Genomic DNA, 25,470 nt, shown 5'->3' on the forward strand with positions numbered 1-25,470 from the left:
GATTATTAGCCCTCACCAATCGGACTTTTATGGGCAGCCCGCCCCCCCACCTAACTTCTTTGCTTTCGCTGAATTTTGAGGTGGGGGTCTTACCGCCCATTAAAGCGGGATAAAAAAAGATAAGGGGGCTCCCCTTATCTTTTTTTATTGCTATATTTTTTCTTCACTTTGTCACGTTCTGTTGCAAGTTTACGTTTATAGTTTGGTTTTACTTTTTTCGGCTTTTTAATAACTTTTGTTGCCATAACGTCAAGTTCATCATTTGGTTTCTTACGGCTCTTACGACGACGACGTTCACCTAAATCCGCCCACTCATCTCCGCGTAAATCTACATGCTTGAATTCAATATGACGTTGTTTTTCTAAACTATCTAACGCTTCTTCGTTTGCTGGATCATAAATCGTCACTGCAATACCTGAATGCCCTGCACGTGCTGTTCTTCCAACGCGGTGAACGAAGAAATCTAAGTCCGATGGAAGTTCGTAGTTAATAACATGACTAATTCCTTCAATATCAATACCACGTGCTGCTAAATCAGTTGCAACAATATATTGGAATTCAAGGTCACGAATTTGTTTCATCATTTTTTTACGATCACGCGGCGATAAATCTCCGTGAATTCGTCCAACTTTTAAGCCACGTTCCATTAATCCGTCAGCAACCTGATCCGCCATCTTCTTCGTATTCGTGAAAACAACTGCTAAATATGGTTTAAATTGTAGCAACATTTTGTTCACTAAATCAATTTTGTTACGATGTTTAGAAGGTACTAAATAATGTTCAATATTCCCTGCCGCAACTTGTTTTGGATTGATATGAATATGCTCTGGATTCTCCATATATTTCTTCAGAAACGGTTTTAGTTTTTGAGGAATTGTTGCAGAGAAAACTAACATTTGTAAGTTTCTAGGCATGCGTGCTGCAATTTTGTCTACATCATGAATGAATCCCATATCAAGCATTAAGTCTGCTTCATCGACAATAATCGTATTTGCTTTATGAACAAATAGCGCTTGCTCTTCTACTAAATCTTTAATACGTCCTGGTGTTCCAACTACAATATGAGGTTGTTTTTTCAACTTTTCAATTGATCGTTGTTTATCAGTTCCACCAATTAAACAACGTGCTGTAATCATTTGATCTTCCGCACAGAACTTTGTTAATTTCACGATTTCTTCGTAAATTTGTTGTGCTAACTCACGAGTAGGCGCTGTAATAACAAGTTGTACTTCTTCACGACTTGCATTAATTCTGTTCAATGTAGGAAGTAAGTATGCATGTGTTTTCCCAGAACCTGTTTGGGATTGTCCAATTACACTTACACCTTTTTTCACAACCGGGAAAATTTTCTTTTGAATTCCTGTCGGCTCTGTAAAGCGTAGTTCACGAACTGCATCTATTAAAAATGGTTTAAAATCATACTGTGTAAAAGTTTGTTGTGTCATAAGTTACACCTTCTTTCTAAATTTCTACTGCGCGCACAAATCAGTCAAGTCTACATTATATCGAAATCTACAAGTAAAATCCATCTTTAGTTTAGGTTTTTCCTTCAAAAACTAACCTTCTTCCCTCTTATTGCATATTGTATGTGTATATACCTAACTGAAGAAAGGAGGATTTCTCACATGTTTCCAAAATCCCCCACAAGGCAAATGTATCCGAATCCAGGACAGCAACCTTATACACCATATCCAATTCCACAACTACCACCGATGGCACAAAAAAAGAAAGGGTTCCTTGCTAAACTCTTTAAAAAAAATGATCCCACCGAGCCTTTCATGCAAATGGTTCCACCTTATCGACAAATGGAAGGACCGCCGCCAATGATGCACCAGCAACCGCCGCCACAATATCAACAACAATACCAATACCAACAACAATACCCGCAGCAATACTCACAACAATATCAACCATACATGCAGCGGCATCCAGAGCAAATGATTCCCCCTCAAATGTATGAATCAAATGAAACGCGCGGCGGTGCAGCAACTACAGCAGCATCCAGTAGCGGCATTGGCAGCTTTTTTGCGAATTTAATTTCGAATCCAACTAATATGATAAACAATATCGAAAAAGTATCACAAGTCGTTCAATCTGTAAGTCCTGTTGTCGAACAGTACGGTCCTATTATGCGTAACCTACCAAGCATTGTTAAAATCCTCACCTCCGGAAAAAGTACGGAAGAAAATCAAACTAAAGATCAAGCTGAAGATGTAGCAGAAAAAGTTGAGGTAGCAACTCCGCCTCCTCCACAAAAAAAAAGAAAAAGAAAAAAAATAGTGATTGAGCCAGTCATAGAAAAAGAATTACGAGAGGAGCCTGTTCAAAAAATAGCAACAAAACCAAAACTATATGTGTAACAATCCTTTGTTTTCTATCCACTCCTCCTTTATAATGTAAAAGACTATGCACAAAAGTATCCCTTGTTTAGAAGGAGAGGATTACTCATATGAAAATTGTTAAAATTTCCCCTCGTGGTTATTGCTACGGTGTTGTGGACGCGATGGTTATTGCACGTAACGCCGCATTAGATACATCATTACCAAGACCTATTTATATTTTAGGTATGATTGTTCACAACAAACATGTAACAGATGCGTTCGAAGAAGATGGCATCATTACATTAGACGGTCCAAGTCGGTTAGAAATTTTAGATAAGATCGAATCTGGTACTGTTATTTTCACTGCACACGGTGTTTCTCCAGAAGTTAAACAACGTGCAAAAGAAAAAGGTTTAACGACAATCGATGCCACTTGTCCAGATGTTACAAAAACACATGACCTTATTGAAGCAAAGAAAGCTGAAGGTTACCACGTCATTTATATCGGCAAAAAAAATCATCCAGAACCAGAAGGCGCAGTTGGTATCGCACCTGATATCGTTCATCTTATTGAAAGAGCTGATGATTTAAAAGCATTAGAAATTCCAACGGATAAGATTTTAGTTACGAACCAAACGACAATGAGCCAATGGGATGTTCAGCATTTAATGGAGGACATCCAGAAGAAATTCCCAACAGCAGAATTCCATAAGGAAATTTGTTTAGCAACTCAAGTTCGCCAAGAAGCGGTCGCTAAACAAGCTGATGTTGCCGATTTAACAATTGTTGTCGGTGATCCGAAAAGTAACAACTCAAACCGTTTAGCACAAGTATCACAAGAAATCGCTGGTACGAAAGCATACCGCGTCGCAGACGTAAGTGAGATTAAATTAGAGTGGCTACAAGGTGTAGAAAACGTAGCTGTTACAGCAGGTGCTTCTACTCCAACTCCAATTACGAAAGAAGTTATCGCTTTCTTAGATCAATATGATCCAATGAATCCCGCTACGTGGGAGAGAGTTCGAAAAGTACCGTTACAAAAAATATTACCTCGTGTCAAAGTGAAAAAAGAACAATAATAAAAACCGTTGCCTATATGAGCAACGGTTTTTATTTTTCTTATACAAATGTAAATGGATCTGTATGTAATTGCGAAGCATGAATGTGTACATTGAGTTTCTTTGCATCCACTTTTTCTTGTAATTGCTTTTGCACACCTTGCTTCATTACTTTTTCAACGTTATGTCCTGGGTCAACTATATTTAAGCCGAGCATCATCGCATCATGAGCAACATGATAATACATGTCACCTGTTACATATACATCCGCTCCCTTAAATTTAGCTTGATTGATGTATTTATTACCATCGCCACCAAGTACAGCTACTTTGCGCACTTTATCATCTAATTTCCCAACAACTCGTGCACCCTTTACATCTAATGATTTCTTTACATGTTCTGCAAACTGTCCAAGTGTCATTTCTTCTTGTAAATATCCTATTTTCCCAAGACCTAACGTTTCGCCTTTGTTATCAAGTGGATACACATCATACGCTACTTCTTCATATGGATGTGCTGTTACCATTGCTTTAATCACCTTTCGCTGTAGTGAAGCTGGAATAATCGTTTCGATTCGCACTTCTTCTACGCGCTCTAACTGTCCAGTTTCCCCGATATAAGGATTTGTCCCCTCTTGAGGTACAAACGTACCTGTACCCTCGCTACTAAACGTACAGTGGCTATAATTGCCGATATGACCAGCACCTGCGTCTCCTAATACTTTCCGTACTTCTTCTGCATGAGTTACTGGCACAAACACAACAACCTTTTTCATTTCTTCTGCATATGTCGGTGCCAGAACTTCTGTATTTTGCAATCCTAACGCCTCAGCAAGTAAATCATTTACCCCACCCTTAGCGACATCCACATTTGTATGTGCTGCATAAATGGCAATATCATTTTTAATACACGTTTCAATAATTCTTCCATACGCTTTATCTGTATGAATCGCTTTTAACGGATTAAAAATTAAAGGATGATGCGCAATAATGACATTCGCTCCTAATTGAATTGCTTCCTCCACAACTTCTTCCGTTACATCTAACGTAATCAATACGTGCTGTACAGGTTTATTAAGCGCTCCAATCTGCAGGCCAATCTTATCTCCTTCCATTGCCAAATGCTTCGGATACATACTTTCAAATAAAGAAATAATTTCATGGCCGTTTGGAATTTTACTCATGATAAAACCTCCCCTATCATTTTCATTTTCGCTTCTACTTCCGCACGCTTCGCTTTTGTTTCTTCAGAATCAGCCGCACGTTCTAACTGTTTTAAAATATTTTGGAAGTTTTTCAATTCTCCTTCCCATTTCTCAACGAAAGCTTCACCTTTTTCTTTTATTAAAAATGGACCCATAAACAATTCAGCCTGCTTATTTTCAGAGTAAGGCATCGCAATGTTTCCACGCTCTCCTACTAAGATCTCGTAAATTTTCCCATCTTCTTTTACGATTTTTTCATGGATAAGTTCCCACCCATTTTCAATAAACCATTCACGAATATGATGCGCTGCAATATTCGGCTGCAAAATTAAACGCGTTACACCTTCTAATTTTTCTTTACCACTTTCTAAAATGTCACGAATTAACGCTCCGCCCATTCCGGCAACCGTAATTACATCTACTTCTCCTGGCGCGATAACAGCTAATCCATTCCCTTTACGCACATCCACTTTATCTTGTAAGCCACTTTCAGCTACAGTTGCTTGTGCAGAGCGAAATGGTCCATCTACAACCTCTCCTGCAACTGCTTTTGTAGCAATATTATTTATAATTGTATAACACGGTAAATACGCATGATCCGATCCAATATCAGCAACTGTAGATCCTACTGGTATTTCACGCACAACTTCTTCTAATCGTTTTGAAAGCTTTACTTCATTCATGTATTTCCATTACTCCTTCTCTTGTCAGTCTGTCTCCATGATAATGAATTTATAGTAGTTGTTGCAAGCCCATAACAACAATTCACTTCTCGATCATTCATCGTATTTTAGAAAATATAGAAAAACAAGCCCTTTGCATAAGCAAAAGGCTTGTCATACGGAACTTTATTTTTTCTTCGACAACCAATCAGCTACTTTAGCCGCTTGATCAGCTGGAACTATATTTGGTGGCATATTTCCTTTTCCTTTCGAAAGAATTTCTTTAATTTCATCTTTTGAAAGTTTCCCACCAATCTTTTGTAAATTAGGCCCTACTGCCCCTTGTAACTGGTCACCGTGGCAGCTCGTACAGCTTTGCTTCACAATATCCTCTGGCTTCGATGCTGTTTGCGCTGGCTTCCCACCATTTTTTGCATCAGCTAACTCTTTAGATTTATTTAGCCCCTGAAATGAAAATACAAACATAACGATAATACCTAATGCTGCAATAAGAGCGAACGGAATCAGCGGATTACGTTTCATATCTCTTCTCCCCCCTCTATACCCCTAAATAGTTAGATGATTCAGTCATTTCCATTGTACTTGAAAACGCTCTATCAGAAAAGAGTAAACTACTAATCGTTAAAAATATTCCATAAATTCAGTTTATTGTTTTTTATTGTTATATCGCTTATTATTTCGATAATTATTAACGTTTCTCATCATATTTTTCACTTTTCTACATATATTTTTGTATAGAATAAACAAAATTAATCGAAAAATCGAAAAATGAGCATTTGCAAATCAAAAGACAATTCTGTAAAATAAATTACAAGAAATTGTAATCGTTACTGACAGCTAAAGTTTAACAAAAATTAACAAAATAAAAAAGTTTACTTCACAAAGGTGAAGTAAACTTAAAGGTAGCCTATTCTAAGAAATCCTTAAGACGCTTACTACGACTTGGATGTCTTAATTTACGAAGTGCTTTTGCTTCAATTTGACGGATACGTTCTCTCGTTACGCCGAATACTTTCCCAACTTCTTCAAGCGTACGAGTTCGTCCATCATCTAAACCAAAGCGAAGACGCAGAACATTTTCTTCACGATCTGTTAGTGTATCTAACACATCTTCTAACTGTTCTTTTAGCAATTCATACGCTGCATGGTCCGCAGGCGATGTTGCTTCTTGGTCTTCAATGAAGTCACCTAAATGGGAGTCATCCTCTTCACCAATTGGTGTTTCAAGAGAAACTGGCTCCTGTGCAATTTTTAAGATTTCGCGTACTTTTTCTGGAGCAAGATCCATTTCTTCACCAATCTCTTCAGGAGATGGTTCGCGTCCTAAATCTTGTAATAATTGACGTTGTACACGAATTAACTTATTGATCGTTTCAACCATATGAACTGGGATACGAATTGTTCGTGCTTGGTCTGCAATCGCACGTGTAATCGCTTGACGAATCCACCAAGTTGCATACGTACTAAATTTGAAACCTTTACGATAATCGAACTTTTCAACCGCTTTAATTAGACCCATATTCCCTTCTTGGATTAAGTCTAAGAAAAGCATACCACGGCCCACGTAGCGCTTTGCAATACTTACTACAAGACGTAAGTTTGCTTCTGCAAGACGACGTTTCGCTTCTTCATCGCCATCTTCAATACGCGTTGCAAGTCGAATTTCTTCTTCTGCAGATAGTAAATCTACACGACCAATTTCTTTTAAATACATACGAACAGGATCATTGATTTTAACCCCAGGCGGTACACTTAAATCATTAAGGTCGAATTCTTCTTCTGTTTTTGAAATTTGGCGATTATTAGGACCTTCTTCGTTGTCATTGTCACCAACTAAGTCAATCCCTTGTTCACCTAAATATTCGTAGTATTCATCCATTTGATCGGATTCAATTTCAAATCCATTCATGCGTTCTGCAATCTCTTCATATGTAAGAACGCCACGTTTTTTTCCGAGCTCAGTGAGTTGTTCTTTCACTTGCTCAAGGGTCATTTCAGTTTCAATTTGTTTAGAACGAGCTGGTTTGTCAGCCATCTGTTCCCCTCCTTACGCGAGATACAAACATTCATTATACTAAAAATTTATCAAAAAAGCTATTTTCTCGCCTTTTGATTTTGTAAATATGCTACATAATATTTAGCAGCCTCTACAGGATCTGTTTTTTCCATTTGTTTTATCTTAAAGATGATTTCCGTCTTTTCAAGTTTTTCTTGATGACGTCTAAGCGTCTCCAAATGGCCTTGCAACACTTCTTCTGTGTATTCTGGATTAATAAATTCATCCGTCGAAATATCAGTGATAATATTTTTCAACTTCTCATCAGAGAGCCAACTTAAAAATGTTCCGACTGAAGGTTCATTTCCCTTTTCATAATATGCGTATAGTTCATATAAAATCCCTTTATGTTCTTCTGTGTGAAAATCTTCTATGTGGGATTCCATACGAACAGCCACTTCTGGACTTTGCAACATATGGTAAATAATTTCTCTTTCTGCCCTTTCAAAACCTGTTAACTTCGGTTTTGTTTGAACAATTTGAGACGGCTTAGAAACCTGCTTTACTTGTTTTTGCTGTACCTTTTGTTCTTTGCGATATTGGTGCAATTGATTCAAAAGCGTTTCCATTGAATACGAAAATTCTTGCGATAATGACTTCAAATATGATTCTGCCTGCATCGCATCCTGTAGCAACGATAACTCTTTTAAAACATTTTTCACATATTCTTCTTTGCCAGACTCATCTTGCAAATTTTTCCCTAAACGCAAATAATTTATTTTAAAACCAACAAAACTTATACTTGATTTCACAAGATTTTCAAAAGCAGTTGTCCCATATTGTTGCACATATTCATCAGGGTCAAGCTTATCTGGCAAGGATGTAACTTTAACTTGGCAACCAACTTTTAGCAATAATTGCCCTGCTTTCATCGTTGCTTCTCGCCCTGCTTTATCACCATCATAGCAAAGAACAACAGTTTCAACGTTACGTCGCAGAAGTTTTGCTTGTTCTTCAGTTAAAGCTGTTCCCATTGTCGCAACAGCTTCTTCCACACCACTTTTTACCGCAGCTAGTACATCGGCATACCCTTCAAAAAGGACCACTTGCCCACGTTTTCTAATAAACGGCCTCGCTTGGTGGAAGTTATACAACAATTTACTTTTATGAAAAATCGGTGTTTCAGGGCTATTTAAATATTTCGGAGTATCATCTCCTAGCGCCCTTCCACTAAACGCTATCACTTTACCTTGTAACGTATAGATTGGAAACATAACCCTTCCACGGAAGCGATCATAATGACTACCATCCTTCTCGCTTCTTATGAGAAGGCCAGCTTGTTCCATACTAGACAGCGATAAACCTCTTTTTTGTAAAATTTTCGTTGCTGCATCCCAAGCAGGTGATGCATAACCAATTTCAAACTTCTCAATCATCTCTTTCGTAATACCACGTTTTAATAAATACGAAAGTGCTTCATTTCCTTCTTCTGTATTTACTAATAAATGATGATAATACTTTTTCAAAAGTTCATGAGCCTGTTGCATGATGACAGTGTCATCAGATATATCTTCTTGTTGTCCTTGCCCTGATGTATACTCTGCAACCGCAATTCCATTTCTTTCACCTAGCTTTTGAACAGCCTCGGTAAAAGCCAATCCTTCCATTTTCATTAGAAAGGAAAATACATTTCCACCTTCTCCACATCCGAAGCAATGAAAAATTTGCTTATCCGATGAAACAGAGAATGAAGGAGAATTCTCACCATGAAATGGACAAAGGCCGAAATAGTTACGTCCCTGTTTTCTAAGTTGAACGTATTCACCAATCACTTCTACAATATCCGATGACGTCCGAATCTGTTCAACAACTTCTTCGGGAATTCTGTTCCCCATAAATCCATCTCCGTGTCGTATTTTGTATTCGATATAAATTAAAAAATTCCTTTATAATTCGACAATATTTTTTCTAAACTTATTAGAAAGTGTTGTCGATCACGTTATCAAACGATTTTGTAGACCCTTTTCTGCGTACTTTCGCAGATACGTACCTACTATATAAAATTGTATCCATTTGCTCATCTGTTACAAATGTACCTCCTGGAGACAATACATATACACTTTTTTACAAGAAGACTAGCAAGCACCATATCCTATGTGATCACGAGATCTGTTTCTTTTGCACGTTGATACATATAAAAAATCAACTTTAGCTTATTCAGCATCTACATGGATCCAATTTTTCTTGCTACTTCCTTCATCGATGAGCATACGATGTGACAAACAAAATTTCGACATGAACTTTCGTTCCAACTTGCACAATTTTCAGCATTCACAGGATATGCATCTGCATCAACTAATACGATATTGATGTTTTGCATATTTCTGTATTCTACATCCCTTCTGCGAATCCTTCCATAATGTGCGTTTTCTTGTATAGATTTTGTCGATTTAACGTAATTACATGTCTTTTCATAAATCCTATCCCTAGTTTATTCTGAAAAATTAAAGTCTAAACGTAAAATATAGGTTTTTATCACAATTTTTTATTATAATATATTTTCTTCAACTGCGCTACATATCCCTTTATTTTTTCATCTTCTATTTCAGGATAACAAAACCCTGCCTTTAGCATAATAAAAAGACAGAAGAATATAAGTATAACCACTCCACTATAATCTATTACGAAATCAACAGGCATTGTATTTCTCACGAGCGAAAAAAGCACATTCACCTTTGGTAAATGTGCTAAAACATTTTTTGGTTTTGCACTGCATTCACAATAATGTTGGCTGTTTCTTCAATCGCTTTATTCGATACATCAATTACTTGACAATTTATTTTACTAACTACATTCTCAAAGTGATCAATTTCTTCTTTAATACGATTAATATTGGCATATGTTGCACCGTCACTTAGTCCAAGTGATTTCAATCGCTCTTTTCGAATATGATTCAACTTATCTGGCGTAATTTTCAAACCGAAGCATTTTTCTTTAGCCACTTGATATAATTCTTCAGGCGGATCTACTTCTGGTACGAGCGGTACATTGGCAACTTTCAAACGTTTGTTATGAGCTAAATATTGAGAAAGTGGTGTTTTTGATGTGCGCGAAATCCCAATCAACACGATATCTGCTTTTAAAATACCACGTGCGTCTCTACCATCATCATACTTTACAGCAAACTCAATCGCTTCAATCTTTTTAAAGTATTCTTCATCTAATCTACGAACAACACCCGGCTCATATCTTGGTACTTGCCCTGTAATTTCTTCAATTTGATCAATAAGAGGCCCGATAATATCATATGCCTCTACGCCTTCTTTCGCAGCCTCTGTCACTAAATACTGGCGCATGTCAGGCTTTACTAACGTGAAACAAATAAGCGCTTGATTGCTCTTAGCAATTGAAATCACTTCTTTTAATGTCCCTGTATCTTCTACATACGGTACACGTCTAATATCAGGAGCGAATGGGAATTGACCCATCGCTGCTCGAACAACCAAATCAGCCGTTTCTCCAACAGAGTCAGATACGACATATACGATTTTATTATCCATTACATTACCTCACTTTAAACAAATTACACTTATTCGTTATTTACTAAGTTTACAAACGCACGTGTAATATTTGTTTTTGTAATTCGTCCAATCACTTCTAAACCTTGTTTCGTATCTTTTACAACTGGCATCGCATCAATCTGTCTTTCTATTAATTCCATCGCAATATCATACAAAGAATCTTCTCTACGACACATCGCAATGTTTGGCATCCTTGTCATGATAATATTAACCGGAAGAGAGGTTAAATCCTGCTTTCCTAGGCTAGCTCGTAATAAATCTTTACGAGATACAACGCCAACTAATAAAGTCGATTGATCTACAACGAATAATGTACCTACGTCCTCTAAAAACATCGTACAAATCGCATCGTATACTGATACATTTTTATCAATTACAGCTGGTCTAGATTGATAATCTTGTACTTTAATTTTCTTAACAGCTTCAGATAATAGCTGTCCCCCAGTTTTACCCGTATAAAAATAACCTACGCGTGGACGCGCTTCTAAATAACCAGCCATCGTTAAAATTGCTAAGTCTGGTCTTAGCGTTGCACGTGTTAATCCTAATTGCGCAGCAATTGACTCCCCTGTAATAGGACCGTGATCTTTTACAATCTGAATGATATGTTCTTGCCGTTTATTCAGCTCTATGATAATCACCACCTTCAATGCACAACGAAAAAAGTTATACTATCTCTTAAATATTATATACTAAATATGCTATTCGAAAAAGATAGGATGTAAAAAGGACCGTATACGGCCCCAAATTATATTTGAAACTTATCAAGTTGTTCTAAGAAACGTCTTGATTTCAAATAAATCCCGCAATATTCATCATAATATGTATTCAATACTAAACGCATTTGTTTTTTTGTGCTATCCTTCACTGATACATTGCCAAGTCTATGTAAATCGAAGTGGTAGAAAAGACGTAATAATTTATGAACAGCTTCCCCCACTGGTATACGATACTGGTCTTGCTCAGCATGACGCGAGCACAGAAAACCGCCTTCCCGGACAGAGAAGGCGACAAAATCTGTTTCTTGATGACAAATCGCACATGTATCAAAATACGGGCGCATCCCTAATACCGGAAGCATTTTCGTTTGATAAATTAATGATAATACTTCTGAATCAACACCCTCACACATATAATGCAACGTTTGATATAACATTTCAAATAAATATGGATTATGTTTTTTATCTTCTGTTGCTTTATCAGTTAACTCAACAATAAATGATGCATAAGCAGTTAAAAATATATCCTCGCGAATTTCTTTCATAGTTGAAATAATCTCGCCTTGTTGTAAAGTTCCAAGTCCAGATCCCATTTGAATAAGAAAATTACCATGTGTCATAAGTTGCGAAACAGACGCTAACCGGCTTTTCGGTTTTTTCGCTCCTCTTGCCATTGCACTTACCTTACCCAATTCTCTTGAGAATATTGTAACAATCTTGTTCGTTTCTCCGTAATCTGTCGTACGGATAACGATGCCCTCAACTTTTTGAAACATGTTCGTCACCATCCAAGGTTTGAACAAAACGGGTCAAGAAATTGGAGAGTCTAGATGCGCTAGCTCCTCTTCATGTTGATCCATCTCATCGTTTACGTCTTTTTCCATTTCTTTCAAAAGCAAGTACGTTTCAATGCTTCCTGTTTTGGAGAAAAACTTCCAGGTAAAATCTAGCATAAGAATCCACCTTTCTCAATAAGCGTAGCCTATAAACCAATTTCCTTTGTTGTTATTAAATTGACCCATTTTGTCCATTTTCATGTGAGAAAAATTTTTCCTAATTTATCAAAACTCATAAAAACCAATAATCAGCGGATGAACAAAACATCCGCTGATTACAGCTTTACTCTATTTTAGTACTCGTCTTCGCGGAAACCAAGGTCACGAAGCTGAGACATTTTATTACGCCAATCTTTTTGCACTTTTACCCATACTTCTAAAAATACTTTTGAACCGAGCAATGCTTCAATATCAAAACGAGCTCGCTTACCAACTTCTTTTAACATCTTCCCTTGTTTTCCGATAATAATCCCTTTTTGCGACGGACGTTCCACAACAATCGTTGCATTGATATAAACTGCACCGCCTTCGCGTTTTTGAATTGCATCGATAACAACAGCCACAGAATGCGGCACTTCTTCACGTGTTAAATGTAGTACTTTCTCACGAATAAGCTCTGAAATAATAAATCTCTCTGGATGATCCGTTACTTGATTATCTGGATAGTACTGTGGTCCTTCTGGTAAATACTTTTTAATCGTTCCAATTAAAGCGTCCACATTATTACCGTCTAATGCAGAAATTGGTACAATCTCTGCAAACTCATATAGTTTGCGGTATTGATCGATTAACTCTAATAATTGCTCTGGATGAAGTTGGTCGATTTTATTAATTACTAAAAATACTGGTTGTTTCGTTTCTTTTAATTTCTCAATGATAAATTCTTCACCACGACCAAATCCTTCAACTGCATTGACCATAAACAGAACAATATCAACTTCTTTTAATGTCGTTTGAGCCATCTTCACCATGAAGTCGCCTAATTTATGTTTAGGTTTATGTATTCCTGGTGTATCAATGAAAATTACTTGTGAATCATTTTCTGTATATACGCCTTGAATTTTATTACGAGTTGTTTGTGGCTTGTCACTCATAATGGCAATTTTCTGGCCGATAATACGATTTAAAAATGTAGATTTTCCAACATTCGGTCTGCCAATAATAGAGACAAAACCTGATTTATAACCTTTTCTATTCATGTAAATCCTCCGCTAAAAATGCTCCTGGCAACAATTCTCCGACTGTCGTCTCTTGAACGTCACCATGTAAATTTGATAGGTATACTTTCGTATCCTGTTTACATAATTCTACCATAACTTGTCGACATGCTCCACAAGGAGGTACTGGACGCTTTGTATCCGCCACAATCGCGATAGCTACAAACTCTTTATCGCCTTCAGAAACCGCCTTAAATAAAGCTGTTCTTTCTGCACAGTTACATAGGCCATATGATGCATTCTCAACATTACATCCACGATATACTTTTCCATCCTGTGTTAATAATGCTGCACCTACTTGAAATTTAGAATATGGTACGTACGCTTGTTTACGCGCTTCGATTGCTTCTTGAATTAATTGTTTACTATTCATATTCCCGCATCCTTCCTGTCCACAGCTGTGAATAGATACACTCTCTGATTAAAGGCCTTTACGGCACTTCCAAAGCTCAATAAAAGCTTTGGAATGCAACTATACCACATACGGCAAAAAGATAATAGCACCAATTATAACGGCTATTATCGCAAACAATAAAACCGCTCCGGCTGCGACATCCTTTGCAATTTTCGCAAACGGATGTATATCGGTAGTCGCCAAATCTACTGTTTTTTCCACAGCTGTATTTACCATCTCTAAACTCATTACAATTCCTATTACAATAAGTAATACCATCCACTCTACTTTCGTAATATGGAAATAAAAGCCGCAGCATATAACAATGACTGCGGCTAAATAATGAATTTTCATATTTCGTTCATGACGAAGACAAAAGAATATACCTGCTATAGCATATCCAAAACTATTTATAAGTTTTCCTTTTTTCATCGACCTAATCCAAATGCCTCTAAAATTTCTTTTTGTCTTCCAAACATTTCTTTTTCATCCTCTTCTGTCATGTGGTCATAACCAAGTAAATGTAAAAAGCCATGTAACGCTAAAAAGCCAAGTTCACGATCAAAAGAATGTCCATACTCTTCAGCTTGTTCTTTCGCTCTCGGAATAGAAATAATAAGGTCACCCAACATACGAGGCATCTCTGCACCTACAATTTCCATTTCTCCTTCTCCCATTTCTTCCATAGCAAAGGAAATGACATCCGTAGGCTGATCCTTATCTCGGTAATCACGATTAATCTCGCGAATGCGTTCATTATCTACAAATGTCACTGATAACTCCGCACCATCCTCTATTTTTTCCATTTGAGCTGCTTTTTCTAATATCTCACGAATTAAATTCACATATTCTTCTTTCACTTCTTCTGTTTCATCAATGAAATCAATTAATAAACTCATTCTTTCTCCTTCTCTTCCGGTGGTTCCGGATATGTAATACGCGAATGGAAAATACCATTTAACGTTTCACATAACGTTTTTCCAACGATTTGTAGTTCCTTAAACGTCAAATCACATTCACTAAATTGCCCATCTTGCAGGCGATCTTTAATAATACTTTGTACTAAATTATTAATTTGATCTGGCGTTGGGTGATTCATAGAACGTACCGCCGCCTCAACACTATCAGCAATACCAACAATTGCCGACTCTTTAGAAGTTGCTTTTGATCCTGGATAGCGGAACATCTCTTCTGTATATTTCTCTTTATCTTCTTTAATCGCCTTATAATAAAAATATTTAAGCAACGTTGTACCATGGTGTTGTCCAGCAATATCGATAATTTCTTGCGGAATATGGTATTCTTCGAGCATCCTGACTCCATCTGTTACATGAGCAATGATAATATCTTTACTCGTCACAGGATCTAATTTATCATGTGGATTTTCAATTCCCATCTGATTTTCAATAAAGAATTGCGGTTGTACTGTTTTTCCTACATCATGATAATACGCCCCTACACGTGCTAATACACCATTTGCTCCAACCGCTTCACAAGCAGCCTCAGAAAGATTCGCTACCATTACACTGTGGTGATATGTTCCTGGTGCTTCTAACAAAATTCTACGCAAAAGCGGATGATTTGGACTCGATAGTTCCATAAGCTTCATGCTCGATACAATTCCAAGTCCACTCTCTAAATATGGTAATATCCCCATCGCTAAAACGGATGAGATAATCCCTGAAACGGAAGCCATCAATAATTGCGTTCCAATTTCAAGAGGTGAAAAATTCCCATTACGTAATAATAATAACGCCGCTAAGACGACTACATTCAAGATAGAAACAAGTATACCAGCTTGCAAAATCATCGTACGACGATTTTTTTCTCTTAAGAAAATGCTTACTGATAATGAACTTAATAGCACATAAATACCTACGCTATAATTCAGTGTACTTGTTACTCCTTCATTAAACATAATACTTCCGCACACAGAAAAAATCATACTTGTCAAAAATACAAATCGATCGCCAATCATTAGTTTTACAAGTATTGTTCCCATCGCAACTGGGACAACATACGCAATTCCTGCATATTCAAGCTTTTGAAATAAACTAATCGTTTTCATTAAAACAATCGTGATAGACAAAATTGTAATATACGCTAAAATATACGGTCTATCTTCTCTTTTGCGCTGTAAAAATACTTCAAACTGCTTATGCATAAAGTACAGTAACACACCAATGAGCACCGCTAATCCAACATAAGGCTGAAAACTATTGCCTTTCTCTAATAAACCGACTAATTTCAACTGATTATACATATCACTTGAAATTGTTTCACCTTCTCTAACAATAACTTGTCCTTGAAGAATATAAACAGGCGGAACTAAATCTTCTTCCGCTTTCTTCTTCTCTTTCGTTACAGCCGGATCATAAAAATAATTTGCTGTAATCGCATATGATCCTAGCGCATTCACAGCTTCCTTCAATCCACTATTCACATTGAGGCTTTTCATTTCATTAACAAATCGCTCTTTTGCCGCTATTTCTTCGGACATTTTAATATTTCCACCCATAATTACACTAACAGACGTTAGAGCCGCGTTCTTTGCTAATTCTAATTGATCTGGTTCTGCATTAATAAAGTACAGTAAATTCTCATCAGATAATTCCTTTGTGAAATTAGATGGTAACTTCTTCTTCAACTTTTCTAATTTATTTGCATCGGTCATCTTTTTTTGCTCTTCAGGTCCAGCAGCTTTCATCTCCTGAATTACTTCATTTACCTTAGCAAAAACATCATTTACAATATCTACTCTATTTTGTTTATATTCACTTCTATATGTATATTGATCCCCAACTTTTTGAGCAGCCTCTTGTTTTTTCCTGTCCGTTATAACCTTATCTTCAATTTTAATAGGAGAATGAATTGTTTTTTTCGCAATAGAATACATATCAACATCTAATTGCTCTGGTTTTACATTATTCATAAGTGCAAAAAACAGCACTGCTCCTAACAAAACGTAAGAAATCCAACTTAGTTTTTTCGAATGTTGTAAATTACGAAACCACTTAGAAATTTCTTGAGCTCTTAACATGATTTCAATACCTTCTCCTCTCCAGAAATAAAGTGAAACTATTTAAAGCTTTCATTTCTTCTAGCCAACGATACTTTTAGACAACATTTTGATACACCAGTACCTATCGTTTATTTCTCTTATCTTTTATGATAGTAAAAAATATGCCATTCGCCAACCTTAATACAAAAAGAAATGATCCTGACAAATAGGATCATTCCATTTTATCATATGCCTCAATAATACGTTGCACCAGCGGATGCCTCACAACGTCCGTTTGTTCTAATGTAATGAACGAAAGACCTGATACACCAGATAAAATGTTAGAAGCTAGCGAAAGCCCTGATTTTACCCCTTTTGGCAAGTCTACTTGTGAAGGGTCTCCCGTAATAACCATTTTAGAACTAAAACCTAATCTAGTTAAAAACATTTTTATTTGTGCACCCGTTGTATTTTGCGCTTCATCTAAAATAACAAATGAATCATCGAGCGTACGCCCTCTCATATAAGCTAGAGGCGCGATTTCAATTACCCCCCGCTCCATCATACGCTGTGTATATTCTTGTCCAAGAATATCGTGCAACGCATCATACAATGGACGTAAATATGGATCTACTTTCTCTTTTAAATCACCTGGTAAAAACCCTAAACTTTCTCCAGCTTCTACAGCCGGTCTCGTTAAAATGATTTTCTTTACATACCCTTGTTTTAGAGCTCTCACAGCCATCACTACAGCTAAGTATGTTTTCCCAGTCCCAGCAGGTCCTATTCCAAATACAACATCATTTTTCTTCATTGCATGAATATATCTTCTTTGTCCCATTGTTTTTACACGAATGGATTTACCTTTTGCCGTTTTAAAGATTTCTTCTTCATATAACTCTTCAAATTGAGCAATTTTCCCTTGTCGTGCGAGCTGAATTGCATACGCAACATCTCTTTCTGTAATTGATACACCTTTTCGAATAACAACAAGTAATTGCTGTAAGATTTTTTCTACGAGTGTCACAGTTTCAACTGCTCCAGATGCATGAACAGTTTCACCTCTAGTTATAATCGATACATTCAGTTCTCGTTCAATTACTTTCAAATGAGCATCATTGACTCCAAAAAGAGCGATTGCTTCGTTAGTATTTTCCAATTGTTGGTTCATTTCTACTAATTGTTCTGCCATTACTCAGTCTCCTTGAATATCGGATTCGGATATTGGTTGTGGCTCTGCAATATTTTCGATCACAGTATAATGCAATGTGACTTTTAGTTGATCCGCCTCAACCTGTTTACTCAAAATCTTATCACTTACAATCATAGCATGTTCATCCAATTTTTTCTTTAGTTCTTTTTCAGCCATTTCTTTCGCTACTTTCATTGCCTGTTTTTCTGTATATTCCCGATTCGCTTCTTCCTCTTCTCGCACGATATTTTTTTCGTACGCGATTGGCAGTGTAAAACCAAATAGTTTCACATCGTGTTTTACACTTTCAGTACGAGAGCGTTTATACTTATCATGTTGAAATCCCCATATTTTTATTTTCGCACTCCCAAATGAAAGGTAATGTTCATTATATGCATTGCCAGTATATACTTGAAATTGTGTCTTCAATGGTACATTCACCTCAGATGTGTACCACGTTTCTCCATATACAATACCTTTCGCCGAAACAATCGTCGGACTCTCCTCATTACCGTATATCCCTGATACGAGAAGCTGTCCTTTTTCGACATGGTCATTTTTCAAGACTACTGGTTTTCCTACTTCAACAAATGTTTTTGTAACAATCGCTTCTTTTTTTGCTACTAAATTTTGCGGCCTTTGTTCCTTTTCTTTTTCCGGCTCATTCTTTTCAACAATTTTAAAATGATATGTCGTCCCTCTTATTTCTAGTCCCGCCCAAGTAATCGCATTAATATTGTCTGTCAAATGACGCTGTACATCTTCTACATTAGGCATTTGGAATTGTAATTTCCCTTTTTTAATACCCATTTTGTCCAATTCTTTCATCAATATATATTCTGTTTCAGGTTTCGCTCCTGTAATTTCAATTTTCCAAACCATATTTGATAATGCAATCATGCCAAAAAAGAAAATTAAAAAACCAATTAAGAATCCACTATTTTTAATTAGACGCTTATTTAAAAAAGGAAAACCGTAACGCCCAATAAAATATAGCTTACATTCATTTTTTCTATAAATTGGTTTTATTTTCTTCACATCTCGTAATAACATACAAAAAACTAACGTTTCATCAGCAATCTTCTTAACATCCCAAACTAATAATTTTCTACGTACACATTCGTTAACGAACCGTTCTGCTCCTCTACCTTCAATTCGTACTTTTACATATCCAAGCCACTTTATAAACCATTTATTTTTCATCTACTACCTCCACTACCTTTCCAAAAGTATACACACTACTTTTTCACTTTATTTAGCAAAATAGCTCGTACGAAAATGAAATAAAGAGTTTTACTGACCATGATTAGAGAGATAAACTGAATAGCAAGAGCGAATCACGAAAATAACGAAGAAAAACTTCACATATGGAAGTTTCCCTCACTCCTCTTTTTTTTCGTTTTCTAAAAACATCACTTGCTCAATTATTCCTTCAAGCAAAAGTTCTTCCGGAAGGATTGTTTTAATAATAAAGGATTGCCCCTTAATTAATAATTGACCGTGCTTTAACAACAATCTTACTTCTTTATCTGAAAACACTAATAAACCCCGATGATTTTCTATATAGATATGCACTTGCCCAACAAGCGTGATCCGAGGTAGATCCATTAGCACATCCACTGGCAGGTCTATTTGCTTTGTTAACCAATTCTTCATTTGTTCTAATTTTTTCATCTCAAAAGACCCCCTCTCATCCCATATGTATGAAAAAAGGGCTTGTAATATCACGTCCAAACTGAAAAAAAGCATAAAAAAACGTCTCATACGAAATGAGACGTTTTTTTATGCTAATAGCTGGATAACCAACTTATTCACAAGTGATCCGTCTGTTTTACCTTTTACTTTCGGCATAACAGCAGTCATCACCTTACCCATATCTGCTTTAGAAGTCGCACCAACTTCAGAAATTACTTGCTTAATTACATTCGCTAGTTCTTCTTCTGTTAATTGCTCCGGCAAATATGCGCTTAAAATCTGAATTTCACTTTGCAGTTTATTAACAAGGTCTTCACGACCAGCTTTTTTAAATTCAAGGAGGGAGTCCTTATACTGTTTTACTTCACGAGCTAAAACTGTTAATTCCTCTTCTTCAGTAAGAGTATGTTGCAGTTTAATACCTTCATTTTGTAAAGCAGCCTTAACCATACGAATAACGGTTAATTTTTCTTTTTGTTTATTCTTCATCGCTTGTTTCATATCATCGTTTAAACGACCGAGAAGACTCATAACTTACACCCTCTCTTAGAATTTACGCTTTCTTGCCGCTTCAGATTTCTTCTTACGTTTTACACTTGGCTTTTCATAAAACTCGCGCTTTCTTGCTTCAGCAAGTGTACCAGTTTTAGAAACCGATCTTTTAAAACGGCGAAGTGCATCCTCCAAAGACTCGTTTTTACGAACGACTGTTTTTGACATTCTCTTTCCCTCCCTCCGAAACATCACACTTACATACTAATTTCAGCATGCAAAAAGAAACCCTTCTTCAGCATGTCTTTTACGATTATAATACATTTTATCACTTCAGGTCAACTATTTGGCAGAATAAAAGAAGAATAGATGCCCTTCCCTGTTCAAAAGCTATGTAGATAGCTATTCTCCTTTTCCCCTGAAGACAACTATATTTTTATCATTACACCTTTTTTAATACAAGAAAGTATGAAATAACCACTCATTCAACGTACCTGCCTTTTCAGCACTTAACTTCTCCCCAAAAAAGAAAGCATGCAAATCGTTTCCGTTTGCACGCTTTTTATCCCACTATTTACCGGGCAGTAAGACCCCCATCTCTAAATTCAGCGAAAATAAAGAAGTTAGGTGGGGGTCAGGCTGATAATTAGTGGGGATGAACCCCACTGATTAAAGTTTCACTTTATGCGCTTGCTGATTCTTTTTTTACATCATCTTCAAGAACACGAACAAATTGCGCTTCGTTATATGGATAACCAGCTTTCGTAATTTTTACTTTCACTAGTTTACCAATTAATTCTTCTGATCCTTCAAATACAATTTTCAAGTAGTTATCTGTATAACCTACATATAACCCTTCGCGGTCGCCCTCTTTAAATTGCTCTTCTGGAATGATTTCAAGTACTTCGCCTTCAAACTGTGACGCATACTCTTTCGCTAATTGATTAGATAGTTCAATTAAACGGTGAACACGATCGTTCTTCACATCTTCAGGAACTTGATCTTCCATACGCGCTGCAGGTGTTCCCGTACGTTTTGAGTAAGGGAATACGTGTAACTCAGAGAAGCGATTCTCTTTAATGAAATTGTATGTTTCCATGAATTCTTCTTCTGTTTCACCTGGGAAACCAACGATTACGTCAGATGTAATCGCAAGACCTGGTAACGCTTCTTTCAAACGATCTAAGCGTTCTTGGAAAAATTCCATCGTATACTTACGACGCATACGTTTTAATACTGTATTAGATCCAGATTGCAACGGAATGTGTAAGTGACGTACAACTACTTCAGACTTATCTAACACTTCAATTACTTCATCTGAAATCTGGCTCGCTTCAATAGAAGAAATACGAAGACGTTTTAATCCGCCTACTTCCGCTTCCATATCACGAAGTAATCCAGCTAAGTTATAATCTTTAATATCTTCACCGTACCCACCTGTATGAATACCTGTTAATACGATTTCTTTATAGCCTGCATCTACTAATTGCTGCGCTTGTTTAATAACTTCTTTCCCATCACGAGAGCGCATTAAACCACGCGCCCAAGGAATAATACAGAATGTACAGAAGTTATTACAACCTTCTTGTATTTTTAAAGATGCACGTGTACGATCCGTGAAATAAGGTACATCCAGTTCTTCGTATACACGTGTTTTCATAATGTTGCGGACAGCATTAATTGGCTGACGCTCTTTGCGGAATTCTTCGATATATCCTAACATCTTTTCACGATCCTGTGTACCAACTACAATATCTACACCTGGAATCGCCATAATTTCCGCTGGAGATGTTTGTGCATAACATCCAGTTACACAAATAACCGCATCCGGGTTTTGGCGAACAGCACGTCTAATAACTTGACGGCTTTTCTTATCTCCCGTATTCGTTACTGTACACGTATTAATAACGTATACATCAGATTTCTTTTCATATTCAGTTCTTTCATATCCACCTTGTTTAAACAATTGCCAAATGGCTTCTGTTTCATAGTGGTTTACTTTACAACCTAACGTATGGAACGCAACAGTTGACATCGATCATCACCCCATCAATTCAAAATGATACGAAGCAGCACTTAACGCGTATAACGGCGCCGTTTCTGTTCTTAAAATTCTTGGTCCTAAACTACATGGTACAAATTTATGTTCACGAAGCGTTGTAATCTCTTCCTCAGCTAAACCGCCTTCTGGGCCAAATACAATCAATAGCTTTTGACCTGGTTTCATCATCGTTAAAGCTTTCGCAAAGTTAGATTTCTCCCCTTGTTTTGCTTCCTCTTCGTAAGCAACAAGACAAACATCATACTCACCACTCATCGAAAGCAATTGTTTAAATGATGCCGGAGCATGTACTTCTGGAACTTCACTTCTATGCGATTGTTCCGCAGCTTCTTTCACAATTTTTCTTAAACGCTCAACTTTTTTATCAGCTTTTTTCGCATCCCATTTTACAATAGATCGAGATGCTTGAAATGGTAAGAATGCAGCTGCCCCAAGCTCAGTTCCTTTTTGAAAAATTAACTCTAGCTTGTCTCCTTTCGGCAGTCCACTTGCAATCGTCACGAAAACAGGAAGTTCACTTGACGCCTCTACCCATTCTACAATAGCCGTATTAATAAATTCACTGGTAATTTCATCAATTGAACATACGGCTGTTTTTCCGTTTACACAGCAATAAATTTGATCACCAGCTGACATACGCATCACTCTTGCGATATGATGTACGTCATCACCTACAATGCGAATACTTGTCTCATTTACATATTTCTCTTCTACAAAATAACGTTGCATATAATCACCTTAGTAGAGTTTCGTTCCTTTCGTAAGTCAATACTTACGAAAAGAACGAAACGTTATCATTTTTCATATAACAAACGGCAAGTCCCTCACTTTATAGTGAGAGACTCCCCTTTTCATTATAGACTAAAATCTATATTACGCATTTCGTGCAATAATTGCTACCCAATCTTCCATTCGTAACACTTCTTCAATTGTAAATCCAGCTTTTTCTAACGCTTCAGAAATTACTTTTTCCTTCGCAGCAATAATGCCCGATGTAATAAATAATCCACCTGGCTTCACAACTCTCGCTGCATCTTCAGGGAATAATAGAATAATTTCTGCTAATAAGTTAGCTACGATTAAATCAACAGGACCTTCAATGCCTTCTAAAAGACTATTTTGTCCAACAGACACGATATCATCTGTTTTATTTAAACGTACATTCATTTCTGCACTTTCAACTGCAACCGGATCTAAATCATACGCTTGAACAGCAGACGCACCTAATTTTGCTGCTGCAATACTAAGTACACCAGAACCTGTTCCTACATCAATAATAGTGTCACCTGACTGAACTGTTTTTTCTAAAGCACGAATACACATCGTTGTTGTCGGATGAGTTCCCGTCCCAAACGCCATACCTGGATCTAATTCAATAATTTTTTCTTCCGGAGAAGATGGTGTATAGTCTTCCCACGTCGGCACAATTGTGAATGTATCAGAAATTTGTACTGGATGGTAATATTTTTTCCAAGCAGTTGCCCAATCTTCTTCATTGACTTCGTTAACTGTAATATTTCCAGTACCAATTTCGATGTCGTAAGATGGAAGCATATCAATAGATGATTTTACACCTGCAATCGTTTCATGTAAAGAATCCGTTTGCGGGAAATATGCTTTTATTAATACACCTTCCGCCGGATATTCATCTGGGTTCAATGCATAAATTTCACCATATTGTTGCTCGCGCTCTTTCGTCAACTCCGCTGGATCCTCAATCGCAACTCCGCTAGCACCAGCTTCATGTAAAATATGAGAGACAGCTTCTACTGCTTCTTCTGTTGTATGAATACTAATTTCTGACCATTTCACAATTTACCAACTCCATTTTTTATTTCCATTATTCCCCTTTGAAAGCACGTTTAAGCTTTCCAAATAGACTATCATCCTGCTCTTCTTGTCCCGCAAATTCACGTAATAAATCTTTTTGATGTGAAGTTAATTTCGTCGGTACAACAACACGAACAACTACATATTGATCTCCTTGACCGTATCCACGTACGTTCGGAGCACCTTTTCCTTTTAAGCGGAATTCTGTTCCTGTTTGTGTTCCTGCTGGAATTTTCAGCTTCACTTTCCCATGAACAGTAGGAACTTCCACTTCAGCACCAAGTGCCATTTGCGCAAATGTTAATGGCATTTCGCAAATAATGTGATCTCCTTCACGCTCAAAGAATTCATGATTTCTTACATGAACAACTACATATAAGTCTCCTGCCGGTCCGCCATTTACACCCGCTTCACCTTTTCCAGATACACGGATTTGTTGACCATTATCGATACCTGCTGGAATTTTAACATTGATTTTTTTACGTTTACGTACTTTACCAGAACCGTGACATGTCGTACATTTTTCTTTAATCATTTGACCAGTTCCTGAACAATGACCACAAGCTTGACGGTTTACGATACGACCAAATGGTGTATTTTGTTCTACACTTACTTGCCCTGAACCTGAACAATGTTTACATGTTTCTTTTGAAGTTCCTGGTTTCGCTCCGCTACCTTTACAAGTATCACATGGATCTTCTACTGGAATCTCGACATTTAATTCTTTACCAAAAATAGCTTCTTCAAACTCTAAAGTAACTTGATATTGTAAGTCAGCACCTTGACGCGGAGCATTTGGATCACGACGTCTACCACCACCGCCGCCAAAGAACGAACTAAAGATATCTTCGAAACCGAAGCCACCGCCGAAGTCTCCACCGCCGCCAAAGCCACCGAAACCTTGATTTGCACCAGCATGACCAAATTGATCATATTGCGCGCGCTTTTGATCGTCGCTTAATACTTCATATGCTTCTTGTACTTCTTTAAACTTTTCAATTGCATTTTCTTCTTTACTTACGTCTGGATGGTATTTTTTTGCCAAACGACGATACGCTTTTTTTATTTCATCTTTTGAAGCACCCTGGCTAAGTCCAAGGACCTCATAATAATCTCGTTTACTCATAAATTTACAACCCCCGAATCTTTCACATAAACGTAATTTTAACACCGAAAGAAAGTGCTTTGC

General features: G+C 37.0%; 27 protein-coding genes. 2 read left to right on the forward strand and 25 right to left on the reverse strand.

Annotation, left to right across the window (positions count from 1 at the left end):
* Positions 1 to 134: 134 nt before the first annotated feature.
* A complete protein-coding gene (locus MR113_RS17615; protein WP_000194013.1) occupies positions 135 to 1,445 on the reverse strand; it encodes a DEAD/DEAH box helicase in 1,311 nt (436 codons plus the stop codon).
* A 180-nt stretch (positions 1,446 to 1,625) separates the two neighbouring features.
* On the opposite strand from MR113_RS17615, the gene MR113_RS17620 reads away from it, so the two are divergent.
* Positions 1,626 to 2,360: a VrrA/YqfQ family protein gene (locus MR113_RS17620; RefSeq protein WP_242255845.1), complete on the forward strand. Its 735-nt coding sequence runs from the start codon at positions 1,626 to 1,628 to the stop codon at positions 2,358 to 2,360.
* 89 nt (positions 2,361 to 2,449) lie between these two features.
* The gene (locus MR113_RS17625; protein WP_242255847.1) at positions 2,450 to 3,400 is read left to right on the forward strand and encodes a 4-hydroxy-3-methylbut-2-enyl diphosphate reductase; all 951 of its coding nucleotides are present in this window, start codon (positions 2,450 to 2,452) and stop codon (positions 3,398 to 3,400) included.
* A gap of 40 nt (positions 3,401 to 3,440) precedes the next feature.
* Here the strand turns inward: MR113_RS17625 and MR113_RS17630 are convergent, their stop codons facing one another.
* From MR113_RS17630 to dnaJ, 24 genes are all read right to left on the reverse strand, one after another.
* Positions 3,441 to 4,562, reverse strand: coding sequence for a Nif3-like dinuclear metal center hexameric protein (locus MR113_RS17630; RefSeq protein WP_242255849.1), 1,122 nt, complete (start codon positions 4,560 to 4,562; stop codon positions 3,441 to 3,443).
* Complete coding sequence (locus tag MR113_RS17635; protein ID WP_061677313.1) at positions 4,559 to 5,266, reverse strand: tRNA (adenine(22)-N(1))-methyltransferase; 708 nt, start codon at positions 5,264 to 5,266, stop codon at positions 4,559 to 4,561. The genes MR113_RS17630 and MR113_RS17635 overlap by 4 nt, the downstream gene beginning before the upstream one ends.
* A gap of 165 nt (positions 5,267 to 5,431) precedes the next feature.
* Positions 5,432 to 5,788: a cytochrome c550 gene (gene cccA / locus MR113_RS17640; protein WP_000828145.1), complete on the reverse strand. Its 357-nt coding sequence runs from the start codon at positions 5,786 to 5,788 to the stop codon at positions 5,432 to 5,434.
* A gap of 385 nt (positions 5,789 to 6,173) precedes the next feature.
* Positions 6,174 to 7,301, reverse strand: a complete 1,128-nt coding sequence (gene rpoD, locus MR113_RS17645) for an RNA polymerase sigma factor RpoD (RefSeq protein ID WP_000764063.1) — start codon at positions 7,299 to 7,301, stop codon at positions 6,174 to 6,176.
* A 59-nt stretch (positions 7,302 to 7,360) separates the two neighbouring features.
* On the reverse strand, positions 7,361 to 9,157 hold the full coding sequence (dnaG, locus tag MR113_RS17650) for a DNA primase (RefSeq protein WP_242255851.1): 1,797 nt from the start codon (positions 9,155 to 9,157) through the stop codon (positions 7,361 to 7,363).
* An 82-nt stretch (positions 9,158 to 9,239) separates the two neighbouring features.
* Positions 9,240 to 9,371, reverse strand: a complete 132-nt coding sequence (locus tag MR113_RS28375; protein WP_270729271.1) for a hypothetical protein — start codon at positions 9,369 to 9,371, stop codon at positions 9,240 to 9,242.
* A gap of 638 nt (positions 9,372 to 10,009) precedes the next feature.
* A complete protein-coding gene (locus MR113_RS17655) occupies positions 10,010 to 10,822 on the reverse strand; it encodes a pyruvate, water dikinase regulatory protein (RefSeq protein WP_144612564.1) in 813 nt (270 codons plus the stop codon).
* 29 nt (positions 10,823 to 10,851) lie between these two features.
* On the reverse strand, positions 10,852 to 11,484 hold the full coding sequence (locus MR113_RS17660; RefSeq protein WP_000583755.1) for a transcriptional regulator CcpN: 633 nt from the start codon (positions 11,482 to 11,484) through the stop codon (positions 10,852 to 10,854).
* A 107-nt stretch (positions 11,485 to 11,591) separates the two neighbouring features.
* Positions 11,592 to 12,338 carry a DNA repair protein RecO gene (recO, locus tag MR113_RS17665; RefSeq protein WP_000487012.1) on the reverse strand — a complete coding sequence of 249 codons (747 nt, stop codon included), beginning with the start codon at positions 12,336 to 12,338 and terminating at the stop codon, positions 11,592 to 11,594.
* 33 nt (positions 12,339 to 12,371) lie between these two features.
* Positions 12,372 to 12,515 carry a YqzL family protein gene (locus MR113_RS17670; RefSeq protein WP_000883924.1) on the reverse strand — a complete coding sequence of 48 codons (144 nt, stop codon included), beginning with the start codon at positions 12,513 to 12,515 and terminating at the stop codon, positions 12,372 to 12,374.
* 176 nt (positions 12,516 to 12,691) lie between these two features.
* On the reverse strand, positions 12,692 to 13,597 hold the full coding sequence (gene era / locus MR113_RS17675) for a GTPase Era (protein ID WP_061677310.1): 906 nt from the start codon (positions 13,595 to 13,597) through the stop codon (positions 12,692 to 12,694).
* On the reverse strand, positions 13,590 to 13,988 hold the full coding sequence (locus MR113_RS17680; RefSeq protein ID WP_001086294.1) for a cytidine deaminase: 399 nt from the start codon (positions 13,986 to 13,988) through the stop codon (positions 13,590 to 13,592). The genes era and MR113_RS17680 overlap by 8 nt, the downstream gene beginning before the upstream one ends.
* Before the next feature lie 99 nt (positions 13,989 to 14,087).
* Positions 14,088 to 14,441, reverse strand: a complete 354-nt coding sequence (locus MR113_RS17685) for a diacylglycerol kinase family protein (protein ID WP_000715483.1) — start codon at positions 14,439 to 14,441, stop codon at positions 14,088 to 14,090.
* On the reverse strand, positions 14,438 to 14,908 hold the full coding sequence (ybeY, locus tag MR113_RS17690) for an rRNA maturation RNase YbeY (RefSeq protein WP_000054689.1): 471 nt from the start codon (positions 14,906 to 14,908) through the stop codon (positions 14,438 to 14,440). Before ybeY ends, MR113_RS17685 begins: the two co-directional genes overlap by 4 nt.
* Positions 14,905 to 17,049 carry an HD family phosphohydrolase gene (locus MR113_RS17695; RefSeq protein WP_242255853.1) on the reverse strand — a complete coding sequence of 715 codons (2,145 nt, stop codon included), beginning with the start codon at positions 17,047 to 17,049 and terminating at the stop codon, positions 14,905 to 14,907. The genes ybeY and MR113_RS17695 overlap by 4 nt, the downstream gene beginning before the upstream one ends.
* A 193-nt stretch (positions 17,050 to 17,242) precedes the next feature.
* Positions 17,243 to 18,202: a PhoH family protein gene (locus tag MR113_RS17700; RefSeq protein WP_242255858.1), complete on the reverse strand. Its 960-nt coding sequence runs from the start codon at positions 18,200 to 18,202 to the stop codon at positions 17,243 to 17,245.
* A gap of 3 nt (positions 18,203 to 18,205) precedes the next feature.
* Positions 18,206 to 19,405, reverse strand: a complete 1,200-nt coding sequence (gene yqfD, locus MR113_RS17705) for a sporulation protein YqfD (RefSeq protein ID WP_242255860.1) — start codon at positions 19,403 to 19,405, stop codon at positions 18,206 to 18,208.
* 177 nt (positions 19,406 to 19,582) lie between these two features.
* On the reverse strand, positions 19,583 to 19,876 hold the full coding sequence (yqfC, locus tag MR113_RS17710; protein ID WP_242255863.1) for a sporulation protein YqfC: 294 nt from the start codon (positions 19,874 to 19,876) through the stop codon (positions 19,583 to 19,585).
* 108 nt (positions 19,877 to 19,984) lie between these two features.
* Complete coding sequence (locus MR113_RS17715) at positions 19,985 to 20,428, reverse strand: GatB/YqeY domain-containing protein (protein WP_000054579.1); 444 nt, start codon at positions 20,426 to 20,428, stop codon at positions 19,985 to 19,987.
* A 15-nt stretch (positions 20,429 to 20,443) separates the two neighbouring features.
* Positions 20,444 to 20,617, reverse strand: a complete 174-nt coding sequence (rpsU, locus tag MR113_RS17720; RefSeq protein ID WP_000048061.1) for a 30S ribosomal protein S21 — start codon at positions 20,615 to 20,617, stop codon at positions 20,444 to 20,446.
* Between the two features lie 454 nt (positions 20,618 to 21,071).
* Complete coding sequence (gene mtaB, locus MR113_RS17725) at positions 21,072 to 22,424, reverse strand: tRNA (N(6)-L-threonylcarbamoyladenosine(37)-C(2))-methylthiotransferase MtaB (RefSeq protein WP_061677306.1); 1,353 nt, start codon at positions 22,422 to 22,424, stop codon at positions 21,072 to 21,074.
* 6 nt (positions 22,425 to 22,430) lie between these two features.
* Positions 22,431 to 23,180, reverse strand: a complete 750-nt coding sequence (locus MR113_RS17730) for a 16S rRNA (uracil(1498)-N(3))-methyltransferase (RefSeq protein WP_242255865.1) — start codon at positions 23,178 to 23,180, stop codon at positions 22,431 to 22,433.
* Positions 23,181 to 23,324: 144 nt separating this feature from the next.
* Positions 23,325 to 24,263 (reverse strand): 50S ribosomal protein L11 methyltransferase, encoded by a 939-nt coding sequence (gene prmA / locus MR113_RS17735; protein ID WP_242255867.1) that lies wholly within the window; start codon positions 24,261 to 24,263, stop codon positions 23,325 to 23,327.
* 28 nt (positions 24,264 to 24,291) lie between these two features.
* The gene (gene dnaJ, locus MR113_RS17740; protein ID WP_000043953.1) at positions 24,292 to 25,407 is read right to left on the reverse strand and encodes a chaperone protein DnaJ; all 1,116 of its coding nucleotides are present in this window, start codon (positions 25,405 to 25,407) and stop codon (positions 24,292 to 24,294) included.
* Positions 25,408 to 25,470 lie beyond the last annotated feature (63 nt).

The sequence above is a fragment of the Bacillus cereus group sp. BfR-BA-01379 genome, assembly GCF_022663605.1.
Classification (GTDB): domain Bacteria; phylum Bacillota; class Bacilli; order Bacillales; family Bacillaceae_G; genus Bacillus_A; species Bacillus_A mobilis.

Bases quoted from the DNA above. Each gene is read 5' to 3' on its own strand.
- MR113_RS17615 (WP_000194013.1), bottom strand. From the start codon at position 1,445: ATGACACAACAAACTTTTACACAGTATGATTTTAAACCATTTTTAATA.
- MR113_RS17620 (WP_242255845.1), top strand. From the start codon at position 1,626: ATGTTTCCAAAATCCCCCACAAGGCAAATGTATCCGAATCCAGGACAG.
- MR113_RS17625 (WP_242255847.1), top strand. From the start codon at position 2,450: ATGAAAATTGTTAAAATTTCCCCTCGTGGTTATTGCTACGGTGTTGTG.
- MR113_RS17630 (WP_242255849.1), bottom strand. From the start codon at position 4,562: ATGAGTAAAATTCCAAACGGCCATGAAATTATTTCTTTATTTGAAAGT.
- MR113_RS17635 (WP_061677313.1), bottom strand. From the start codon at position 5,266: ATGAATGAAGTAAAGCTTTCAAAACGATTAGAAGAAGTTGTGCGTGAA.
- cccA (WP_000828145.1), bottom strand. From the start codon at position 5,788: ATGAAACGTAATCCGCTGATTCCGTTCGCTCTTATTGCAGCATTAGGT.
- rpoD (WP_000764063.1), bottom strand. From the start codon at position 7,301: ATGGCTGACAAACCAGCTCGTTCTAAACAAATTGAAACTGAAATGACC.
- dnaG (WP_242255851.1), bottom strand. From the start codon at position 9,157: ATGGGGAACAGAATTCCCGAAGAAGTTGTTGAACAGATTCGGACGTCA.
- MR113_RS17655 (WP_144612564.1), bottom strand. From the start codon at position 10,822: ATGGATAATAAAATCGTATATGTCGTATCTGACTCTGTTGGAGAAACG.
- recO (WP_000487012.1), bottom strand. From the start codon at position 12,338: ATGTTTCAAAAAGTTGAGGGCATCGTTATCCGTACGACAGATTACGGA.
- MR113_RS17670 (WP_000883924.1), bottom strand. From the start codon at position 12,515: ATGCTAGATTTTACCTGGAAGTTTTTCTCCAAAACAGGAAGCATTGAA.
- era (WP_061677310.1), bottom strand. From the start codon at position 13,597: ATGAATAGAAAAGGTTATAAATCAGGTTTTGTCTCTATTATTGGCAGA.
- MR113_RS17680 (WP_001086294.1), bottom strand. From the start codon at position 13,988: ATGAATAGTAAACAATTAATTCAAGAAGCAATCGAAGCGCGTAAACAA.
- MR113_RS17685 (WP_000715483.1), bottom strand. From the start codon at position 14,441: ATGAAAAAAGGAAAACTTATAAATAGTTTTGGATATGCTATAGCAGGT.
- ybeY (WP_000054689.1), bottom strand. From the start codon at position 14,908: ATGAGTTTATTAATTGATTTCATTGATGAAACAGAAGAAGTGAAAGAA.
- MR113_RS17695 (WP_242255853.1), bottom strand. From the start codon at position 17,049: ATGTTAAGAGCTCAAGAAATTTCTAAGTGGTTTCGTAATTTACAACAT.
- MR113_RS17700 (WP_242255858.1), bottom strand. From the start codon at position 18,202: ATGGCAGAACAATTAGTAGAAATGAACCAACAATTGGAAAATACTAAC.
- yqfD (WP_242255860.1), bottom strand. From the start codon at position 19,405: ATGAAAAATAAATGGTTTATAAAGTGGCTTGGATATGTAAAAGTACGA.
- yqfC (WP_242255863.1), bottom strand. From the start codon at position 19,876: ATGAAAAAATTAGAACAAATGAAGAATTGGTTAACAAAGCAAATAGAC.
- MR113_RS17715 (WP_000054579.1), bottom strand. From the start codon at position 20,428: ATGAGTCTTCTCGGTCGTTTAAACGATGATATGAAACAAGCGATGAAG.
- rpsU (WP_000048061.1), bottom strand. From the start codon at position 20,617: ATGTCAAAAACAGTCGTTCGTAAAAACGAGTCTTTGGAGGATGCACTT.
- mtaB (WP_061677306.1), bottom strand. From the start codon at position 22,424: ATGTCAACTGTTGCGTTCCATACGTTAGGTTGTAAAGTAAACCACTAT.
- MR113_RS17730 (WP_242255865.1), bottom strand. From the start codon at position 23,180: ATGCAACGTTATTTTGTAGAAGAGAAATATGTAAATGAGACAAGTATT.
- dnaJ (WP_000043953.1), bottom strand. From the start codon at position 25,407: ATGAGTAAACGAGATTATTATGAGGTCCTTGGACTTAGCCAGGGTGCT.